This window comes from Rugamonas fusca (assembly GCF_014042365.1).
Taxonomy (GTDB): domain Bacteria; phylum Pseudomonadota; class Gammaproteobacteria; order Burkholderiales; family Burkholderiaceae_D; genus Rugamonas; species Rugamonas fusca.
The window spans coordinates 1-15,358 of the sequence record NZ_JACEZS010000038.1 but is presented as its reverse complement, the minus strand read 5'-3'; the positions used below and the strand labels follow the sequence as shown (position 1 = coordinate 15,358).

Below are 15,358 nucleotides of genomic sequence, written 5' to 3'. Positions count from 1 at the left end.
CCGATGTGGAATGGCGTGTTGTGCGGCTTGCTGGCCGGCGCGATGTGGGGCATGGTGTTCATCGTGCCGGAACTGATGGCGGCCTACTCGCCACTGGAACTGGCCGTGGGCCGCTATGTGGCCTATGGCGCCATCGCGGCCGGCCTGATGCTGCCGCGCCTGGGCAGCCTGCTGCGCCGGCTCGGGCGCGCCGACTACCTTGCACTGCTGCGCCACGCGCTGGCCGGCAACATCGTCTATTACATGCTGCTGTCGCTGGGGGTGAAGCTGGCGGGCGTGGCGCCCACCTCGCTCATCATCGGCGTGCTGCCGATCGCCGTCACGCTGATGGGGCACAAGGACCACGGCTCGGTGCCGCTGCGCCAGCTGGCCGGGCCGCTGCTGGTGGTCACGGCCGGCATCGTCTGCATCAACATCGACGTGTTCACCCATGACAGCGGGGGCACCGGCACTGGCATCGGCCAGAAGCTCGTCGGCGTGCTGTGCGCCAGCGGCGCGCTGCTGTGCTGGAGCTGGTACACCCTCGACAATGCGCGCTACCTGAAGCGCAATGCCCACTTCAGCAGCGGCGAATGGTCGGCCCTGTATGGCCTGTCCAGCGGCCTGATCGCGTTGCTGATCGGACTGGCCGCCTTCGCCGTCTACCATGCGGATGTGACGGGCGCGGCCGGCGCGGCCAGCGGGCGCCACTGGGGCAGGTTCTGGATCGTCAACGCCCTGCTGGCCTTGGGCGCTTCCGTAATCGGCAACCATTTGTGGAACGTGGCCAGCCGCCGCGTCCCCGTCACGCTGTCGGGCCAGCTGATCCTGTTCGAAACGCTGTTCGCCCTGCTCTACGGCTTCCTCTACCAGCAGCACTGGCCGCGCACGCTGGAACTGGCGGCCATCGTGCTGCTGATCGTGGGCGTGGTGTGGTCGGTGCGCGTGCATGCGCGCGAGCAAGCGCACTGACGGCGCCCGCGCCGCGTCATTGACTGGCCAGCAGGCCGTTTTCGTTCAACAAGTCCTGGATCAGTTCCAGCCGCAGCACGGGATTGTCCTGCAACAGCAGGCGCTGCTTGTCACGCAAGTCCAGGCGCAGCAATTCGCACCAGCGGTTGGCCACCCAGCCGGCCTCGTCGAGCCGGTACGGCGGGGCCAGGTGCATATTGGCGGTGGAAATCTGTTTTTTCTCCAGCGAGCGGATCAGGGAGGCCAGCGCATCGGCCACGTTGCGCTGCTCTTCGGGCACGGGCACCACCCGGTCACCAGCGAGGGGATCGACTTCGGCCACCCACAAACCATGCTTGAGCCGCTCGGCGCTGCGCACCTGGAAGCGCGTGGTGCCCACGCACGACACGCGCAGCAAGCCCGGCATGGGCGCCGACCAATCCTGGATGCGGGCCATGGTGCCGGCGCCCGCCAGCACTTGCTGCTGCTCCGGCAATTGCACCTCGCTGCCCTCCAGCAAGGGCACGACGCCGAATTGCTCATCCTCGGCGATACATCGTTTGATCAGGTCCAGGTAGCGCACTTCGAACACTTGCAAAGGCAGGTGCCCGTCGGGGAATAACACCGTATTGAGTGGAAATAGTGAAATGGCAAGCATGGCCCATCATCCCACAGATCGCCGTGGACAGCATTGCCCTAAACAAGTGATAGCGCAAGAAACGCGCTGCGTGCGATTCCCTTTCATCACAAAAGCAACAGGAAAGGGGGAATAGGCGGCATGAATATACCGCCGGCGATAAAACACGATAACCCCGCCGCCGGACGTTTGCACAAACGTCCGTACCGGCGGTTTCGAGGATGATGACAATGGAACGCTGCCGCCGGAATAAACGCCAGCGTACGTTCCCGATCCCCCCTTACTTGATCAGATATTGTTCCTTGTCTTTACCTTCCAGCCACTTGGGCGCACGGCCGCGGCCGGTCCAGGTCTGGCCGGTGGCCTCGTCGCGATATTTGGTGGGCACGGGCGCGCGCGTCTTGGCGGGCTTGGCTTTGGTGACGCCACCCAGGTCGGCCAGCGTCAGGCCATAGTCGCGCATAATGGCGGCGATTTGCTCCTTGGCAGCCTGCAATTCATTCTTGCGTGCGGTTTCGGCCAGGCTTTCCAATTCCGCGATCTTTGCTTTGTATTCCTGGTACGTCGTCATATTTATATCCTTTGAACGGTTGAGAGCGAATGTTTAAACTCGTCTTTCGTGGCGTTGTGACTTAACTCTCGGTGTGACATTGCGTGAGAATTCACGAAGTGTCAATTTACCATAAGACTGGTGAAATTTTATGGCGATATACACAACAAATACCAATATAAATAGAATCGGGAATAATTTCTACAACTATCTGATTGTATTTCAAGATGCGGCGGCAATAGCGCCGCCCGCGCCCGCATGCAACCACGTTTGTTACAGCGCAATACTCAAGTAGTTAAATCCCGGATAAAGTGCCGCCGCCATCGCACCGTCGCCACTAGATGGTATGCCCTAGCGCCGGAAGTACGTATTTCCCGCAGCACGACGCTATAATGCGTCACCATTTATTCGCCATGGATTAACTATCGTGTCCGACCGCCTTGCCGTGCTGCCTCAATACCTGCTTCCCAAGGGAGCGCTGACCAATTTCGCCGGACGGGTGGCCGGCGCCAAGGGCGGTTCGGCCACGGCCAGCCTGATTCGCTGGTTCGTGGGCCGCTACGACGTCAACATGGCCGAAGCGCTCGATCCCGATATCAGCCATTACGCCAGCTTCAACGATTTCTTCACGCGCGCATTGCGTCCGGACGCGCGCCCGCTGGCGCCGGCCGCCTACGTCTGCCCCGTCGATGGCCGCATCAGCCAGTTCGGCGCCATCGAGGATGACCAGATCTTCCAGGCCAAGGGCCACCGCTTCAGCACCACCGCCCTGCTGGGCGGCGACCGCGTGCTGGCCGAGCACTTCCGTCACGGCAGCTTCGCCAACCTGTACCTGAGCCCCCGTGATTACCACCGCATCCACATGCCCTGCGATGGCAAGCTGACCCGGATGATCTACATTCCGGGCGCCCTGTTCTCCGTCAACCCGACCACGGCGCGCGGCGTCCCCGGCCTCTTCGCCCGCAACGAGCGCGTGGTGTGCGTGTTCGAAGGCGCGCACGGCCCCTTCGTGCTGACGCTGGTGGGCGCCACCATCGTCGGCAGCATGGCCACCACCTGGCACGGCGTGGTCAACCCGCCGCGCACGGCCGAGGTGCGCGAATGGACTTACGGCGACCAGAACATCGTGCTGAAAAAGGGCGAGGAAATGGGCCGCTTCCTGCTCGGCTCCACCGTCGTCATGCTGTTCCCCAAGGGCACGATCCGCTTCAATGCCGGCTGGCAGCCGGCGGCCGCCGTCCGCCTGGGCGAAATGATGGGCGAGGCCCAATAAGCACCCGCCGTCACACGGCGGCGCCAGCCTCGAAGCTCGCCTCCAGCATATCGAGGAATACCCTGGTCTTGGCCGGCATCAGCCGGCGACCGGGGAACACGGCCCAGGCTGTGACGGTGGGAAAACACCAGTCCGGCAACACCCGCACCAGCTCCCCCGTTTGCAGATAAGGCAGCGCCAGCTGCTCGGTGCTGGCCGCGATGCCCACGCCCGTGCGCGCCATGCGCACCAGCAAGTCCGGTGAATTGGCCATCATCCGCACCGGCAAGTCCCGCTCCCACAACGTCTTGCCGCGCTGCAGGGTCCAGCGCGTGAGGCCGTTCGTGCGCGGCGGCAGGCTCAGCAGATCATGCTGGAACAGGTCATCGGGATGTTCTGGCAAGCCGCGCAAGCCCGTGTAAGCGGGCGCCGCGTACAAGCCCAGCGTGCTCAGCACGATGCGCCGCGCCGCCAGCGTGGCGTCGTCCGGCAGCGCGCCCATGCGGATGGCCAGGTCGAAGTTCTCGGCCACCAGGTCGACCCGGCGCGGCGACAAGTCCAGCTCCAGCGCAATGGCCGGGTATTGGTTCATGAAGCGGGCCAGCAGCGCGCCCATCACCAGGTTAGCGAAGTCGGCCGGCATGGACACGCGCAGCAAGCCGCTGGGCGCGCCCTGCCGGTGCTGGGCCAGCGCGCCGGCCGCCTCCGTCTCCTCCGTGACCCGGCGCGCGTGTTCCAGCAGGCTGGCGCCAAATTCCGTCAATACCAGCTTGCGCGTGGTGCGCTGGAGCAAGCGCTCGCCCAGTTGCGTTTCCAGCAGGGACAGGCGGCGCGAGACGGTGGACTTGGGCAATTGCACGCGGGCAGCGGCCAGGCTGAAACTGCCGCACTCGACGATACGGGCAAACAGCAGCAAGTCGCCAGGGTCGATTTCCATGAGATTGTTCCATCAGTGGACTAATGTTATCCATTTTAACGGCTTCCGGCACGTTTTTGGAACTGATAAAGTTCTTCCATCGTAACAACAACCCCACAGAAACGGAGCACACCATGAACATCCTGCAAATCAATTCCAGCGCCCGCAGCAACGGTTCCGAATCGACCCGCCTGGCCGACGCCCTGGTGGCCAAGCTGAGCGCCACCGCCGCCAACGTCAGCGTGACGCGCCGCGACCTGGCCACCCAGCCTCACCCCGTGCTGGACGAGGCCGCCCTGCAGGCCCTGTTCACGCCGGCCGACCAGCGCAACGCCGAGCAAGCGGCCCGCGTGGCCCTGGACGACGCGCTGATCGCCCAGGTGCAGGCGGCCGACGTGATCGTGATCGGTTCGCCCATGTACAACTTCGGCATCACCGTGCAACTGAAAAGCTGGTTCGACGCCATCGCCCGCGCCGGCGTGACCTTCAAGTACACGGCCACCGGGCCCGTCGGCCTGCTGACCGGCAAGAAAGTGTACGTGGCCGTGGCACGCGGCGGCATGCACCGCGGCGCGCCGTCCGACACCCAGTTGCCGCACCTGAAGACCTTCCTGGCCTTCCTGGGCCTGACGGACGTGCAGTTCGTGTACGCTGAAGGCATGGGCCTGGGCCCGGAAGCGGTGGCCAAGGCGCAAGCCCAGGCCGACGCGGAAATCAACGCGGTACTGGTATAACCCTAGTCAAGCAACATGGCGTGCCGCAGGCGGCGCGCCCACACTGGAGAGAGTGATGACACAGATGACGAACGCAGTACCCGAGCAAGTGCGGCAAGGCCGCGCGGTGGAACGCATCATCCATGGCCAGGCCGTGATGGATGGGGCCGGCGTGAAGATCAACCGCGTCCTGACCCAGTCCCTGCAGCGCCGCCTCGACCCGTTCCTGATGCTGGACGCCTTCGGCAGCGATGAAGCCAACGACTACATCGCCGGCTTCCCGTCGCACCCGCACCGGGGCTTTGAAACCGTGTCCTACATGCTCACCGGCCGCATGCGCCACAAGGACAGCGCCGGGCACGAAGGCTTGCTCACCAGCGGCGGCGTGCAGTGGATGACGGCCGGTCGCGGCGTGATCCACTCGGAAATGCCGGAGCAGGAGGAAGGCGTGATGGAAGGCTTCCAGCTGTGGCTGAACCTGCCCGCGCGCGACAAGATGCGCCAGCCCTGGTATCGCGACTTCGACAGCGCGGACATCCCCCGCTACACCACGCCCGAGGGCGTGACGGTGCGCGTGATCGCCGGCCGCAGCCACGGCGTGGACGGCGCCGTGCAGCGCGAGGTGACTGAGCCGCTGTACCTGGACCTGGAGATTCCGGCCGGCGCCAGCTTCAGCCAGTTGCTGCCCCAGGGCCACAACGCTTTCCTGTACACCTATCGCGGCACGGTCACCGTGGGCGACAAGGCGGTGCCGTCGAAGGCGATGGCCATCCTGGCCAACACGGCCGGCGCCGATGGCGTGACGCTGCACGCGGCCGAGGCCAGCCGGGCGATCCTGCTGTCGGGCCAGCCCCTGAACGAGCCGATCGCGCAATACGGCCCGTTCGTGATGAACACCCAGGCCGAGATTTTCGCGGCCGTGGAAGACTTCCGCGCCGGACGCCTGGGTGAGGAAGCCCAGGGCTGACAAGCTCCAGACAACGATCACACCCGCCGCCGGATTGCGCACATCCGGGGCGGGTCCTCTTGCACCTGCGGCACCACTGCCGCTGGCCTTGCATTGCAGCTAAAATGGCGCCATGACTTCCACCATTTTCGCCTGGCTGCGCCACCTGAGCCGCGTGTGCGGCTTCGAGACGGCCGACGCGTTTCCGCCCGGCCATCCCTACGCGCGCACGCGCTGGAATGGCGCCTATTTCGATATCGCGTCCGATGTCAAACCGGAACAGATCGAACAGCGGCTGTGCGACGCCATCACCAACACGCCGCTCGTGTTCGGCTACATCACCAATCCCACGCCGCGCATGCAGCGCGCGCTGCTGGCCGTGCTGGAGCAGCGCATGCGCAACAACCGCGGCCGCGCCACGGAACTGGCCTTGCTGCTGATCGAAGCCTACCGCAGCCCCCATGTGACGGAAGTGCTGCCGGGCCTGCGCGCGGCCATCGCCAGCACCGCCGGCCAGGACGATGGCGACCGGGCCCGCAGCCTGATGGCTTACCTGGGCGGCATGCAAGTGCCGTTCGACGTGATCGATGCCCGTCCCTGAACCCCGCCCTGAGCCGATGCGCAGCGCCAGCCAACTGCAGTTCAAGTCCATCCAGTACCGCGGCCAGGGCGACGGCCCGCGCCTGATCGTGCTGGGCGCCGTCCATGGCAACGAAACTTGCGGCACGCGCGCCATCGAACGCCTGATGGTGGAACTGGACAGCGGCGCCCTGCATATCGCCCGTGGTTGCCTGACGCTGGTGCCGGTGGCCAATCCGCTGGCCTATGCCAAGGGCGAGCGCGCGGGCGAGCGCAACCTGAACCGCAAGCTGTTCCCCAACGCCGCGCCACAGGATTTCGAGGACCGCGTGGCCAACTGGCTCTGTCCCCTGTTGGCCGGCCATGACGTGCTGCTGGACCTGCATTCGTTCCAAGCCGACAGCGCGCCGTTCGTGATGGTGGGACCACGCGACAACGACGGGCCGCTGGAACCGTTCCACCATGCGCGCCAGGAACGGGCGCTGGCGCGGCGGCTGGGCGTGCGGCGTTGCGTGGAGGGCTGGCTACGCACCTACGGCCAGGGCGTGCAGCGGCGGCTGCATGGCAACGACCAGCTCGCTACGGTGCTACGGTACGGCGTGGGCACCACGGAATACATGCGCAGCATGGGCGGCTATGCGCTCACGCTGGAATGCGGCCAGCACGCCGATCCGCACGCGCCGCAAGTGGCCTACCAGGCGATCCTGAATACGCTGGCCTTCCTCGGTTTGACCGGCGCGGCGGCGCCGCCCCCCGTGCCCGACAACGCGCTGGAAGTGCTGAGCATGGTGGAGGTGCATGACAAGCAGCATGCCGGCGACCGCTTCAGCCGCGACTGGGCCAGTTTCGATCCGGTGCGCCAGGGCGAGGAAATCGGCCGCCGCGCCGATGGCACGCCCGTGCTGGCCGGCTTCGACGGCGTGATACTGTTTCCCGACAGCGCAGCCGGGGCCCAATGCGAATGGTATTACCTGGCCCGCCCCAGCCCGGGCTTGTGATGGCCGGACGTCGTTTTTCAGGCAAGCTTGTACGATGCAATGCTGGCGTGCCCCAGGCGATGCGTCTAGAATCGTCGCTGGAGGCAACATGAATATCCCACGGTTACTACTGCTGATCACTGTCACGCTCGCGTCCTGGCCTGCCGGCGCGTGGGCCGGCGTGGTCAATTTGCCCGTGCTGGCCCAGGAAAGCCTGCCGCCCAAGTGGATCAACCGGGGCGAGCACAGCGAGGGCGTGTGCCCCGACATCCTGCAGGCCATCGAGAAAGTCGAGCCGCGGCTGCACTTCACCGGCCAGCACGAATTCCGCTCCATTCCCGTGATCGAACAGGGCCTGGAGTCCGGCAACGTGGCCTGCGCGTGTGCGCTGCTGGACACGGCGCGCCGGCGCGCTGTTGCCACCATCGCGGGCAAGCCCTTGTACCAGGTGCGGCACCGGGTGGCGGCCGCCGCGGGCGACCCGGTCAAGGTGGACAGCCTTGACGATCTCGTCAAGCTCAAGCCGCTGATCAACACGTCGCGCGGGGCCGGCTATTCGGACCAGTTGCGCGCGCTGGGGCTGAAGGTCGATGACAGCAGCAGCGACAATGTGGTCAACCTGAAGAAGATCATCGCCGGCCACGGACGGCTGTTCTACATGAACGAGCTGTCGCTGAACTGGATCGTGCGCGAGAATGGCATGCGCGACCAGGTGCGCGTGGTGCCTGGCGTGCTCAAGGAAGAACCGATCTATTTCTGGGTCAGCAAGAAAGTCCCGCCCGCCACCTACCATTTGCTGGACCAGGCGCTGTTGAAACTGAAGGCGAACGGCGAACTGAACCGCATCTACGAGCACTGGAGCAACGGCCGCTGACGGTCGGCAGCGCTCAGGCCGTGGCCAGCTTCAGGCCCAGGATGCCGGCCACGATCATGGCGATGCACGCCAGCCGCAGCACGCTGGCGGGCTCACCGAGCACGACGATGCCGAAGATCACCGTCCCCACCGTGCCGATGCCGGTCCAGATCGCATAGGCCGTGCCCAACGGCAAGTGACGCAACGCCAATCCCAGCAAGCCCACGCTGCCCGCCATGGCCAGCAGGGTCAGCACGGACGGCACGGGCCGGGTGAATCCCGCCGTGTATTTCAGCCCGACGGCCCAGGCCACTTCCAGCAGGCCGGCCAGGATCAAGATCAGCCAGGTCAATGTGTTCTCCTTGATGGGCGGGGCCCTCCCCGCTTGTGCCAACGAGGCCGCAGTGTAGCACCGCCAGGCCGGAGCTGCCGGCCGCGGCGGCATTTCGCGGCGGCCAGCACGTTTTTCATTTATATCGTAAGATAGCGATATTGAAATCGGCAAAAACCGATACATATATCGTCCTGTGACGAAACAAGTGAGTAATGATGGATATCGACGCCATACACAAAGCGCTGGCCAACCCGGTGCGACGCCAGATTCTGGCGTGGCTCAAGGAGCCGGAAGTATTTTTCGCCGACCAGCAACACCCGCTCAGCCTGGGGGTGTGCGCCGGCCTGATCGACCGCCGCTGCGGCCTGTCGCAATCGACCGTGTCGGCCCACCTGGCCACGCTGCAAAAGGCCGGGCTGGTCGTGTCGTACCGGGTTGGCCAGTGGAATTACTTCAAGCGCGATGAAGCGACCATCCAGGCATTTCTCGAACACATGAACACGGGCCTCTGAACGGGCCTTCCCTTTTGCCGGCCTGGTCCGGCACTTTTATGACAGGAACTCATCATGGCAAATCTGTTTGATCCCATCACCATCGGCAACCTGACCCTGAAAAACCGCATCATCATGGCCCCCCTCACCCGCGCCCGCGCCGTCGGCGGCGGCCGCGTGCCCAACGCCCTGATGGCCAAGTACTACACGCAGCGCGCCAGCGCCGGCCTGATCCTGAGCGAGGCGACGGCCGTCACGCCCCAGGGCGTGGGCTATGCGGACACGCCGGGCCTGTGGTCGGACGAACAGGTGGCAGGCTGGAAGCTGGTGACGGACGCCGTGCACGCGGCCGGCGGCCGCATTTTCGCCCAGCTGTGGCACGTGGGCCGCATTTCCGACCCCTCCTTCCTCGATGGCCAGCCGCCCGTGGCGCCAAGCGCCATCGCCGCCAAGGGTAATGTGAGCCTGCTGCGCCCGCAGCGCCCCTTCCCCGTGCCGCGCGCGCTGGAAACGGCCGAACTGCCCGGCATCGTGGCGGCCTACCGCAAGGCGGCCGAGAACGCCAAGCTGGCCGGCTTTGACGGCGTGGAAGTGCACGGCGCCAACGGCTACCTGCTTGACCAGTTCCTGCAAGACAGCACCAACCAGCGCACCGACAACTACGGCGGCTCGGTCGAGAACCGCGCCCGCCTGCTGCTGGAAGTGACGGACGCCTGCATCGAGGTGTGGGGCGCCGACCGCGTAGGCATGCACCTGGCGCCGCGCCGCGACACCCACGACATGGGTGACTCGGACCCGGCCGCCACTTTCGGCTACGTGGCGCGCGAACTGGGCAAGCGCAAGATCGCCTTCATCTGCGCGCGCGAAGCCGTGGGCGAGGACAGCCTGGCGCCCATGATCAAGCGTGAATTTGGCGGCGTGTTCATCGCCAACGAGAAGATGGACAAGGCGACGGCCCAGCGCGTACTCGACGCCGGCACGGCCGATGCGATCGCGTTCGGCAAGGCCTTCATCGCCAACCCGGACCTGCCGCGCCGCCTGCAACTGGACGCGCCACTCAACGAGTGGAAAATGGAAACCTTCTACCATCCGACGGAAGAAGGCTACACTGACTACCCGGCACTGGAAGTGGCGTAAGGCGAAGCTTGGGCGCTGACGCGCCGCTGGCTTGACCGGGGCGTGCCACGCGCGTGACACGCACCCAGGAACAACAGGGCGCCGCGGCGCCCTGTTGTCGTTAACGGCCGAGCCTGGCGCTCAGCGTGGGATCACGTAATTGACCGGCACGAACTGATATCCCTTGCCGCTGGCGCGCAGGTGGCCGAGGGCCGGGAACTGCAGGTGGGCCGCACCGATCAGATAACCGTGTTTGGCCGCGTCGGCGAAGGCGGCCTTGCGCTGGACGGCGGCGGCCAGGTTGTCCGAGTCAAACGCGATGGTCACGGCCGGCTCGTCGAACTGGACGGCCGCCACGTGCATCAAGTCACCCAGCAGCACCAGCTTCTGGCCCTTGCTTTCGACCACGTAGGTGGTATGACCCGGCGTGTGGCCGGCGCTGGCATACGATTTCACGCCCGGCACCAGTTCCGTGTTGGCCGTGATGGGGACGAATTTATTGGCTTGCACGTAAGGGCCGAACGCCCCCATGGCGCCCTGGAAGAAGCCTTTCTGCTCGGCCGGAGCATGGTCCAGGTTGGCCTGGCTCAGCCAGTAGTCGGCGTCGGCCTTGCCAGCGCGCACCACGGCATTGGGGAATGCGCGCTGGCCATCGGCCACCAGCCCGCCCACGTGGTCCGGGTGCATATGGGTGATGTAGATTTCATCGACCTGCTCAGGCTGATAGCCGGACGCCTTCAGGTTGGCCACCAGCTTGCCCAGCGTGGGGCCGAACAGGCCGGCCGCGCCCACGTCCACCAGCACCAGCTTGTCGCCCGTGTTGATCAGGTAACCATTGACCGACGTTTCCAGCGGGCTGTGCTCGAACGACTTGGCCAGCGCCTTGTCGGCCTTGTCCTTGGGCATCTTGAGCAGGGTATCGACCGGCAGTTCGACGGTGCCATCGTTGAGCACGGTCACTTCGAAGTCACCCAGCATGGTGCGGTAAAAGCCGGGCGCCTGGAATTTGGCCATGGGCGCGGCGGCCTGGGCCGGAGCGGCGCAGCACGCGGCGGCGATGGCGGCACCGAGGGCGGCCTGGGTCGGCCGGGAAAGCAGCATCGAAATCATAGGATGTTCCTTTGGTGTAAAAGTTGCCAGGAACACTAAGATACCTGATTTACCACTTTGCTGCCGAGCTCGCCTTGGACGCTGCCTTAGAAGCTGACGGGCAGCCGCACCGACAGTTGCACGTCCGGCGTGTCGCGGGTCAGCCCGGCCCCCACGGCCACGTTGACAGTGCGCCGGTCGCTGAGCCGGTACGACATGCCCAGCAGCAGCGTGCCCAGTTGGGTGCGCACGGAACCGGGCACGGCTTGGCCGTTCTGGCGCGTGCGGGCGATGGAACTGTGGTCATAACCCAGGCTCATGGCCAGCTTGTCGTTCAACGCCAGTCCCAGGCCGAAATTGAAACCGAACACGGCACCGGGTGCAACCGTACCCAGCGGCTCGGACTGGCCGTTCAGCACCTGGCGCATCACATTGCTGCGCCGGAAATTGTGCAGATAGCTGACGCTGCCAAACAGGATGGCCGGATCGCTGGGATAGAGCCAGGTCAGGCTCGGTTGCAGGGCATAGAAGCCCGAGCCGGTGGGCAGTTGCAGCGGCAGGCCGGTGCCGGTGGCGTCCGGCCCCACGCAGCGGGTCACGCAATCGGTGACGACATCGAAAGGGTCCTTACCAGTGCGGGTCTTCAGGCGCAGGCCGCCCACGTAATAAGCCTGGCTGGTGGCGCTGCGGCGGAACTGGTGGCGCTGCGGCGGAACTGGTGGCGCAGCGCCAGTTCGATGTCGCCCAGCGCCTTGCCGCTGGTGTCGAAGGCCCGGTCCACGCCGGTGCCGGTCAGGATTTCGCGGCTGACCGTGCTGTCGGAACGGTACACATAGGGCACTTTCAGTTCCAGCTCCGTGCGCGGGCCGACGCCGTAGCGCCCCGTCAGCGTGGCCGTCACCGTATTGCGTTTGAGTTCGCGGATATCGACCAGGCCGATCAGCAAGGCCGGAATGATGGTGTAACCGACCAGTGCCACGCGGTTACTGGACGAATAACCGAATTGCAGCGACGGCTCCAGCACATAATGCCCCTTGGCCGTGAGCACACCGGGCTGCTCGAACAGCGGCGCCACCTCGGGCGGACGGCCCGCGCCCGGCGGCGCCTCGCCCACCGGCCTGCTATCGGCCGCCGCCCCCGCTGCCGGGCTCGACGCTGCCGCCAGGCCCGATCCCGCGCCGGCTCCGGTACCGGCCCCAACCACGCCCCCGGTTGCGGCCCCGCCCCCGATGCCAGTCCCGGCCCCGGTCCCGCGCTGCGTCGCCAGCCGCGATGCGGACACGGCGGGCGGCGCGGACGCCGCGCCGCCCTGGCCGTCGTCGTCCGCTGCGCCCCGCTGCTGGCCCAGTTGGCGCCGCAGCGCTTGCAACTGCGCCTTCTGCTCGGCCAGCTGTTGCTGCATGTCCCACAGCCGGGCCTGCAATTCGGCCAGCGTGACGCCGGCCGGCCGCTCGTCCGGCCCGACCGCGCCGCCCTGCTGGGCCAGCACGGGCGCGCTGCACAGCACCACCGACAAACCGATCGAACTAAGACGCAATATCTCGCGGTATGGCATCGTCTCTCCCCAAGCGCAGGTGGCGCTACGGCCACGGGCGGCGGCCCGGCCCTACTTCGGGCGCACGGCATTGCTGAGCGCGTCGCGCAGGCCGCCTTCGAAATTCAGACTCTTGAGCAAGGACAGGCTGTTGACGACCGTGCTGATGGTCGTCTGGCTGCGGATCAACTGATCGCTGGCGCTGTTCTGGATCACCAGCGCCCCCACGGTCTGCCCGGCCTGCGCCGCGTCGAACACATTGCCCGTGCCGTTCTGCACCAGCGTCAGTGCCGCCGCCGCGCCACTGGCCAGCGGGGTCTCGCCCGCCGCCACCTTGCCCAGGTCGGAAATGACAAAGTTACTACTCGCCACGACGTTGCCATTGATCGAAACCAATCTTTCCACACCTAGCGACAGGATCAGGCCATTGCCGGCGTCCAGTCCCCCGCGGGCGGCATCGAGCCGGCTGTCATCCACGGCCACCCAATCGTCGGACGGCTCCTGGGCCAGGGCTGGCGCGCCGCACAGGCACAGCGCCAGCACCAAGGGACGCAGGCGCGCCACCAACGGCACGGATGACACGGCCGATCCCGTGGGCGTAGTGGGCGTAGTGGGCGCGGTGGGCGCGGTGGGCGCGGTGGGCGCGGTGGGCATCATGGACACGACAGCACTCGTCTCAGAAATTGCCCGCGCCGTTCTTGGGCAAGGTGACGTCGGCCAGGCCGCGGCTGTCGAAGGCATCCGCCAGCGGCGCGCGCGGCGCGGCGCGCCAGTCGGCCGCCGCATTGAAGCGCGCAGTGCCGCGCCAGCCATGGATGACGAACAGCAGCCGGTTGCGCCAGATGGCCTCGAACGCGGCCTCGCTCATGGCGCGCGTGCCCACGGCCGGATCGCCGAGCAACACACGCCCGTCGGCCACGCCCTTGACGACGACAAAGTGCTGGTAGCCGTGGTCCGACACCAGCACGATGGCCGGATAGCGGGCCTGCACCAGCTTGGCCAGCGGCAGTTCATAGCCGTCGGCCGTGAAGCCGTGCTGGGCCAGGTAGCGCTTCATGTCGAGCAAGGAAAAACCTTCGCGCCGTATCTTCGCCTGGTCGCCGTGCGCGAACATGGCGGCGAACACCTGTTGCTCATCGACGGCAAAACCGTAGTGGTAGCTGAGCAAGGTGGCCACGGCCGCCGAACCACAGCTGAAATCGTATTGCTGGTGCACCGTGCTCTGGAAGCGCATGGCCGACAAGCTGGTGACGGGGGCCACGAAAAAGCCGCCCCCGGCCGGCAACTCCAGCCCGGCGGCGCGCACTGTCCGGCCACACAGGGCGGCCAGCACCAACAAGCTGAGGGCGGCGCGCTTCATTGCAGTTGCACATTGATGATGGTGGCGTTCTGGATCAGCACATTCGCGCCAGAATTCTGGATCGCCACCGGCATGCCGGAGGCGTTGCTGAACGAGCCGTTGGTGATGGTGTTTGCCCCCGTGGCCACGTTGACGGCCGTGTTGCCCGCCACCACGCCGTTCAGTTTCATATCGTTCGAAACGGTATCTGTTCCGCCGCGCCATTGCGCGAGCCGTTCCGCCGTCACCGCTGGCACCCCGAATGGCATGCCATCGTCGTCGGACGGAACAGGCCGGACCGCCGGCGTGGGTGTTGCCCGGCTCGTCAATCCGGGCATGGGAGCCGCCACGGCGGCGGGCGCCACGCGGGCAAACGCGGCGTCCAAGGCATCCTCCGTCTGGCCTTGCGCCACGCCGTGCAGGCACGCGGCCAGGCCCAGCAAGCCCCACCATGAAATTCGTTGAAATCGCATATCGTCCTCTGCCTGAATGGAATGCGCGGGACCGGACCGTCATCCTGGTCCGGCCCCGCCACCGCACACTATTTGCCGACCTGCAAATTGGCCTGCACGTTCACGCTTTGCTGTACCAGCGAGGCGATACCGCTGTTCTGGTTGACCACCATCACCCCTGCCGCCGACTGGCCCACATTGCTCATGGTGTTGGACATGTTGAAGGTGCCCGCGTCGACCGCGACGTTGCCGGCCGCGCCACCCGTGCCGCCCGCGCCGGCGCCACCCGTGCCAGCGCCAGCCGTGTTGGTGCCGCCCGCGCCGCCGGCGCCGGCCGTGTTGCCGCCACCACCGGCGCCACCGGCGCCGCCATCACCGGCCGTGGCGCTGCCGTTGCTCGGGTTGCCGTTGCTGCCATTGCCGCCCGTGGCCGAACCGCCACCCGCGCCGGCGCCGCCCGTGTTCTGGGCCATGCCGCTGGCCGCACCGTTGCCGCCGGCCGCGCCGGCCGCCCCGGCGCCGCCCATGGTGCTGCCGTTACCACCGGCCGCGCCCGCCCCACCGGCGCCGCTCGACGCCGCTGCGCCGGCCCCGGCCGTGTTGCTCACGCCCGCGCCCGCACCGCCCGCGCCGCTGGCGGCGCTGCTGCC

The 15,358-nt window shown here is 66.4% G+C and carries 17 protein-coding genes and 2 pseudogenes; 9 read left to right on the top strand and 10 right to left on the bottom strand.

From position 1 onward, the window contains the following. The first annotated feature begins 3 nt into the window (after positions 1-3). Positions 4-951, top strand: a complete 948-nt coding sequence (locus tag H3H36_RS25305) for a DMT family transporter (protein ID WP_182220821.1) — start codon at positions 4-6, stop codon at positions 949-951. Between the two features lie 16 nt (positions 952-967). Here H3H36_RS25305 and H3H36_RS25300 read toward each other — a convergent pair whose 3' ends face one another. Together H3H36_RS25300 and H3H36_RS25295 are read right to left on the bottom strand one after the other, a co-directional pair. Further along, positions 968-1,588, bottom strand: a complete 621-nt coding sequence (locus tag H3H36_RS25300) for an LON peptidase substrate-binding domain-containing protein (protein WP_182220820.1) — start codon at positions 1,586-1,588, stop codon at positions 968-970. Between the two features lie 259 nt (positions 1,589-1,847). Then, positions 1,848-2,138 carry an H-NS histone family protein gene (locus tag H3H36_RS25295; RefSeq protein WP_182220819.1) on the bottom strand — a complete coding sequence of 97 codons (291 nt, stop codon included), beginning with the start codon at positions 2,136-2,138 and terminating at the stop codon, positions 1,848-1,850. Positions 2,139-2,544: 406 nt separating this feature from the next. Here H3H36_RS25295 and asd point away from each other — a divergent pair, with 406 nt between their 5' ends. Continuing rightward, positions 2,545-3,390 (top strand): archaetidylserine decarboxylase, encoded by an 846-nt coding sequence (asd, locus tag H3H36_RS25290; protein ID WP_182220818.1) that lies wholly within the window; start codon positions 2,545-2,547, stop codon positions 3,388-3,390. A 10-nt stretch (positions 3,391-3,400) separates the two neighbouring features. Here the strand turns inward: asd and H3H36_RS25285 are convergent, their stop codons facing one another. Further along, entirely contained in the window at positions 3,401-4,306 is a 906-nt protein-coding gene (locus H3H36_RS25285; RefSeq protein ID WP_182220817.1) for a LysR family transcriptional regulator, read from the bottom strand. 113 nt (positions 4,307-4,419) lie between these two features. On the opposite strand from H3H36_RS25285, the gene H3H36_RS25280 reads away from it, so the two are divergent. The 5 genes from H3H36_RS25280 (at position 4,420) to H3H36_RS25260 (ending at position 8,374) form a co-directional block, all read left to right on the top strand. After that, entirely contained in the window at positions 4,420-5,019 is a 600-nt protein-coding gene (locus H3H36_RS25280) for an FMN-dependent NADH-azoreductase (protein WP_182220816.1), read from the top strand. A gap of 55 nt (positions 5,020-5,074) precedes the next feature. Continuing rightward, complete coding sequence (locus H3H36_RS25275; RefSeq protein WP_182220815.1) at positions 5,075-5,965, top strand: pirin family protein; 891 nt, start codon at positions 5,075-5,077, stop codon at positions 5,963-5,965. Positions 5,966-6,077: 112 nt separating this feature from the next. Further along, entirely contained in the window at positions 6,078-6,545 is a 468-nt protein-coding gene (locus tag H3H36_RS25270; RefSeq protein WP_182220814.1) for a hypothetical protein, read from the top strand. A gap of 16 nt (positions 6,546-6,561) precedes the next feature. Then, positions 6,562-7,521: a M14 family metallopeptidase gene (locus H3H36_RS25265; protein ID WP_182220813.1), complete on the top strand. Its 960-nt coding sequence runs from the start codon at positions 6,562-6,564 to the stop codon at positions 7,519-7,521. Positions 7,522-7,609: 88 nt separating this feature from the next. Further along, positions 7,610-8,374 carry a substrate-binding periplasmic protein gene (locus H3H36_RS25260; protein WP_182220812.1) on the top strand — a complete coding sequence of 255 codons (765 nt, stop codon included), beginning with the start codon at positions 7,610-7,612 and terminating at the stop codon, positions 8,372-8,374. 13 nt (positions 8,375-8,387) lie between these two features. Here H3H36_RS25260 and sugE read toward each other — a convergent pair whose 3' ends face one another. Continuing rightward, positions 8,388-8,705: a quaternary ammonium compound efflux SMR transporter SugE gene (gene sugE / locus H3H36_RS25255; RefSeq protein ID WP_182220811.1), complete on the bottom strand. Its 318-nt coding sequence runs from the start codon at positions 8,703-8,705 to the stop codon at positions 8,388-8,390. Positions 8,706-8,902: 197 nt separating this feature from the next. Between sugE and H3H36_RS25250 the strand changes: the two genes are divergently transcribed. Beyond that, complete coding sequence (locus tag H3H36_RS25250) at positions 8,903-9,199, top strand: ArsR/SmtB family transcription factor (RefSeq protein ID WP_182220843.1); 297 nt, start codon at positions 8,903-8,905, stop codon at positions 9,197-9,199. 54 nt (positions 9,200-9,253) lie between these two features. After that, entirely contained in the window at positions 9,254-10,315 is a 1,062-nt protein-coding gene (locus H3H36_RS25245) for an alkene reductase (protein ID WP_182220810.1), read from the top strand. 120 nt (positions 10,316-10,435) lie between these two features. On the opposite strand, the gene H3H36_RS25240 is transcribed toward H3H36_RS25245, so the two are convergent. The 6 genes and pseudogenes from H3H36_RS25240 to H3H36_RS25215 all read right to left on the bottom strand — a co-directional run. After that, a complete protein-coding gene (locus H3H36_RS25240) occupies positions 10,436-11,404 on the bottom strand; it encodes an MBL fold metallo-hydrolase (RefSeq protein ID WP_375539623.1) in 969 nt (322 codons plus the stop codon). Positions 11,405-11,490: 86 nt separating this feature from the next. After that, positions 11,491-12,938, bottom strand: a pseudogene (locus H3H36_RS27770) (DNA-binding protein). A 51-nt stretch (positions 12,939-12,989) separates the two neighbouring features. Continuing rightward, entirely contained in the window at positions 12,990-13,574 is a 585-nt protein-coding gene (locus H3H36_RS25230) for a hypothetical protein (RefSeq protein ID WP_229220104.1), read from the bottom strand. Positions 13,575-13,593: 19 nt separating this feature from the next. Continuing rightward, complete coding sequence (locus tag H3H36_RS25225; RefSeq protein ID WP_182220809.1) at positions 13,594-14,277, bottom strand: C39 family peptidase; 684 nt, start codon at positions 14,275-14,277, stop codon at positions 13,594-13,596. Further along, a complete protein-coding gene (locus tag H3H36_RS25220; protein ID WP_182220808.1) occupies positions 14,274-14,729 on the bottom strand; it encodes a hypothetical protein in 456 nt (151 codons plus the stop codon). Before H3H36_RS25220 ends, H3H36_RS25225 begins: the two co-directional genes overlap by 4 nt. A 68-nt stretch (positions 14,730-14,797) precedes the next feature. Further along, positions 14,798-15,358 (bottom strand): annotated as a pseudogene (locus H3H36_RS25215) (hypothetical protein); the annotation flags it as partial.

Excerpts from the sequence above, each read along its gene's own strand:
- H3H36_RS25280 (WP_182220816.1), top strand. The coding sequence starts at position 4,420 with ATGAACATCCTGCAAATCAATTCCAGCGCCCGCAGCAACGGTTCCGAA.
- H3H36_RS25285 (WP_182220817.1), bottom strand. The coding sequence starts at position 4,306 with ATGGAAATCGACCCTGGCGACTTGCTGCTGTTTGCCCGTATCGTCGAG.
- H3H36_RS25295 (WP_182220819.1), bottom strand. The coding sequence starts at position 2,138 with ATGACGACGTACCAGGAATACAAAGCAAAGATCGCGGAATTGGAAAGC.
- H3H36_RS25220 (WP_182220808.1), bottom strand. The coding sequence starts at position 14,729 with ATGCGATTTCAACGAATTTCATGGTGGGGCTTGCTGGGCCTGGCCGCG.
- H3H36_RS25250 (WP_182220843.1), top strand. The coding sequence starts at position 8,903 with ATGGATATCGACGCCATACACAAAGCGCTGGCCAACCCGGTGCGACGC.
- H3H36_RS25245 (WP_182220810.1), top strand. The coding sequence starts at position 9,254 with ATGGCAAATCTGTTTGATCCCATCACCATCGGCAACCTGACCCTGAAA.
- H3H36_RS25300 (WP_182220820.1), bottom strand. The coding sequence starts at position 1,588 with ATGCTTGCCATTTCACTATTTCCACTCAATACGGTGTTATTCCCCGAC.
- H3H36_RS25240 (WP_375539623.1), bottom strand. The coding sequence starts at position 11,404 with ATGATTTCGATGCTGCTTTCCCGGCCGACCCAGGCCGCCCTCGGTGCC.
- H3H36_RS25305 (WP_182220821.1), top strand. The coding sequence starts at position 4 with ATGTGGAATGGCGTGTTGTGCGGCTTGCTGGCCGGCGCGATGTGGGGC.
- H3H36_RS25275 (WP_182220815.1), top strand. The coding sequence starts at position 5,075 with ATGACACAGATGACGAACGCAGTACCCGAGCAAGTGCGGCAAGGCCGC.
- H3H36_RS25225 (WP_182220809.1), bottom strand. The coding sequence starts at position 14,277 with ATGAAGCGCGCCGCCCTCAGCTTGTTGGTGCTGGCCGCCCTGTGTGGC.
- H3H36_RS25230 (WP_229220104.1), bottom strand. The coding sequence starts at position 13,574 with ATGATGCCCACCGCGCCCACCGCGCCCACCGCGCCCACCGCGCCCACT.
- H3H36_RS25260 (WP_182220812.1), top strand. The coding sequence starts at position 7,610 with ATGAATATCCCACGGTTACTACTGCTGATCACTGTCACGCTCGCGTCC.
- H3H36_RS25265 (WP_182220813.1), top strand. The coding sequence starts at position 6,562 with ATGCGCAGCGCCAGCCAACTGCAGTTCAAGTCCATCCAGTACCGCGGC.
- H3H36_RS25270 (WP_182220814.1), top strand. The coding sequence starts at position 6,078 with ATGACTTCCACCATTTTCGCCTGGCTGCGCCACCTGAGCCGCGTGTGC.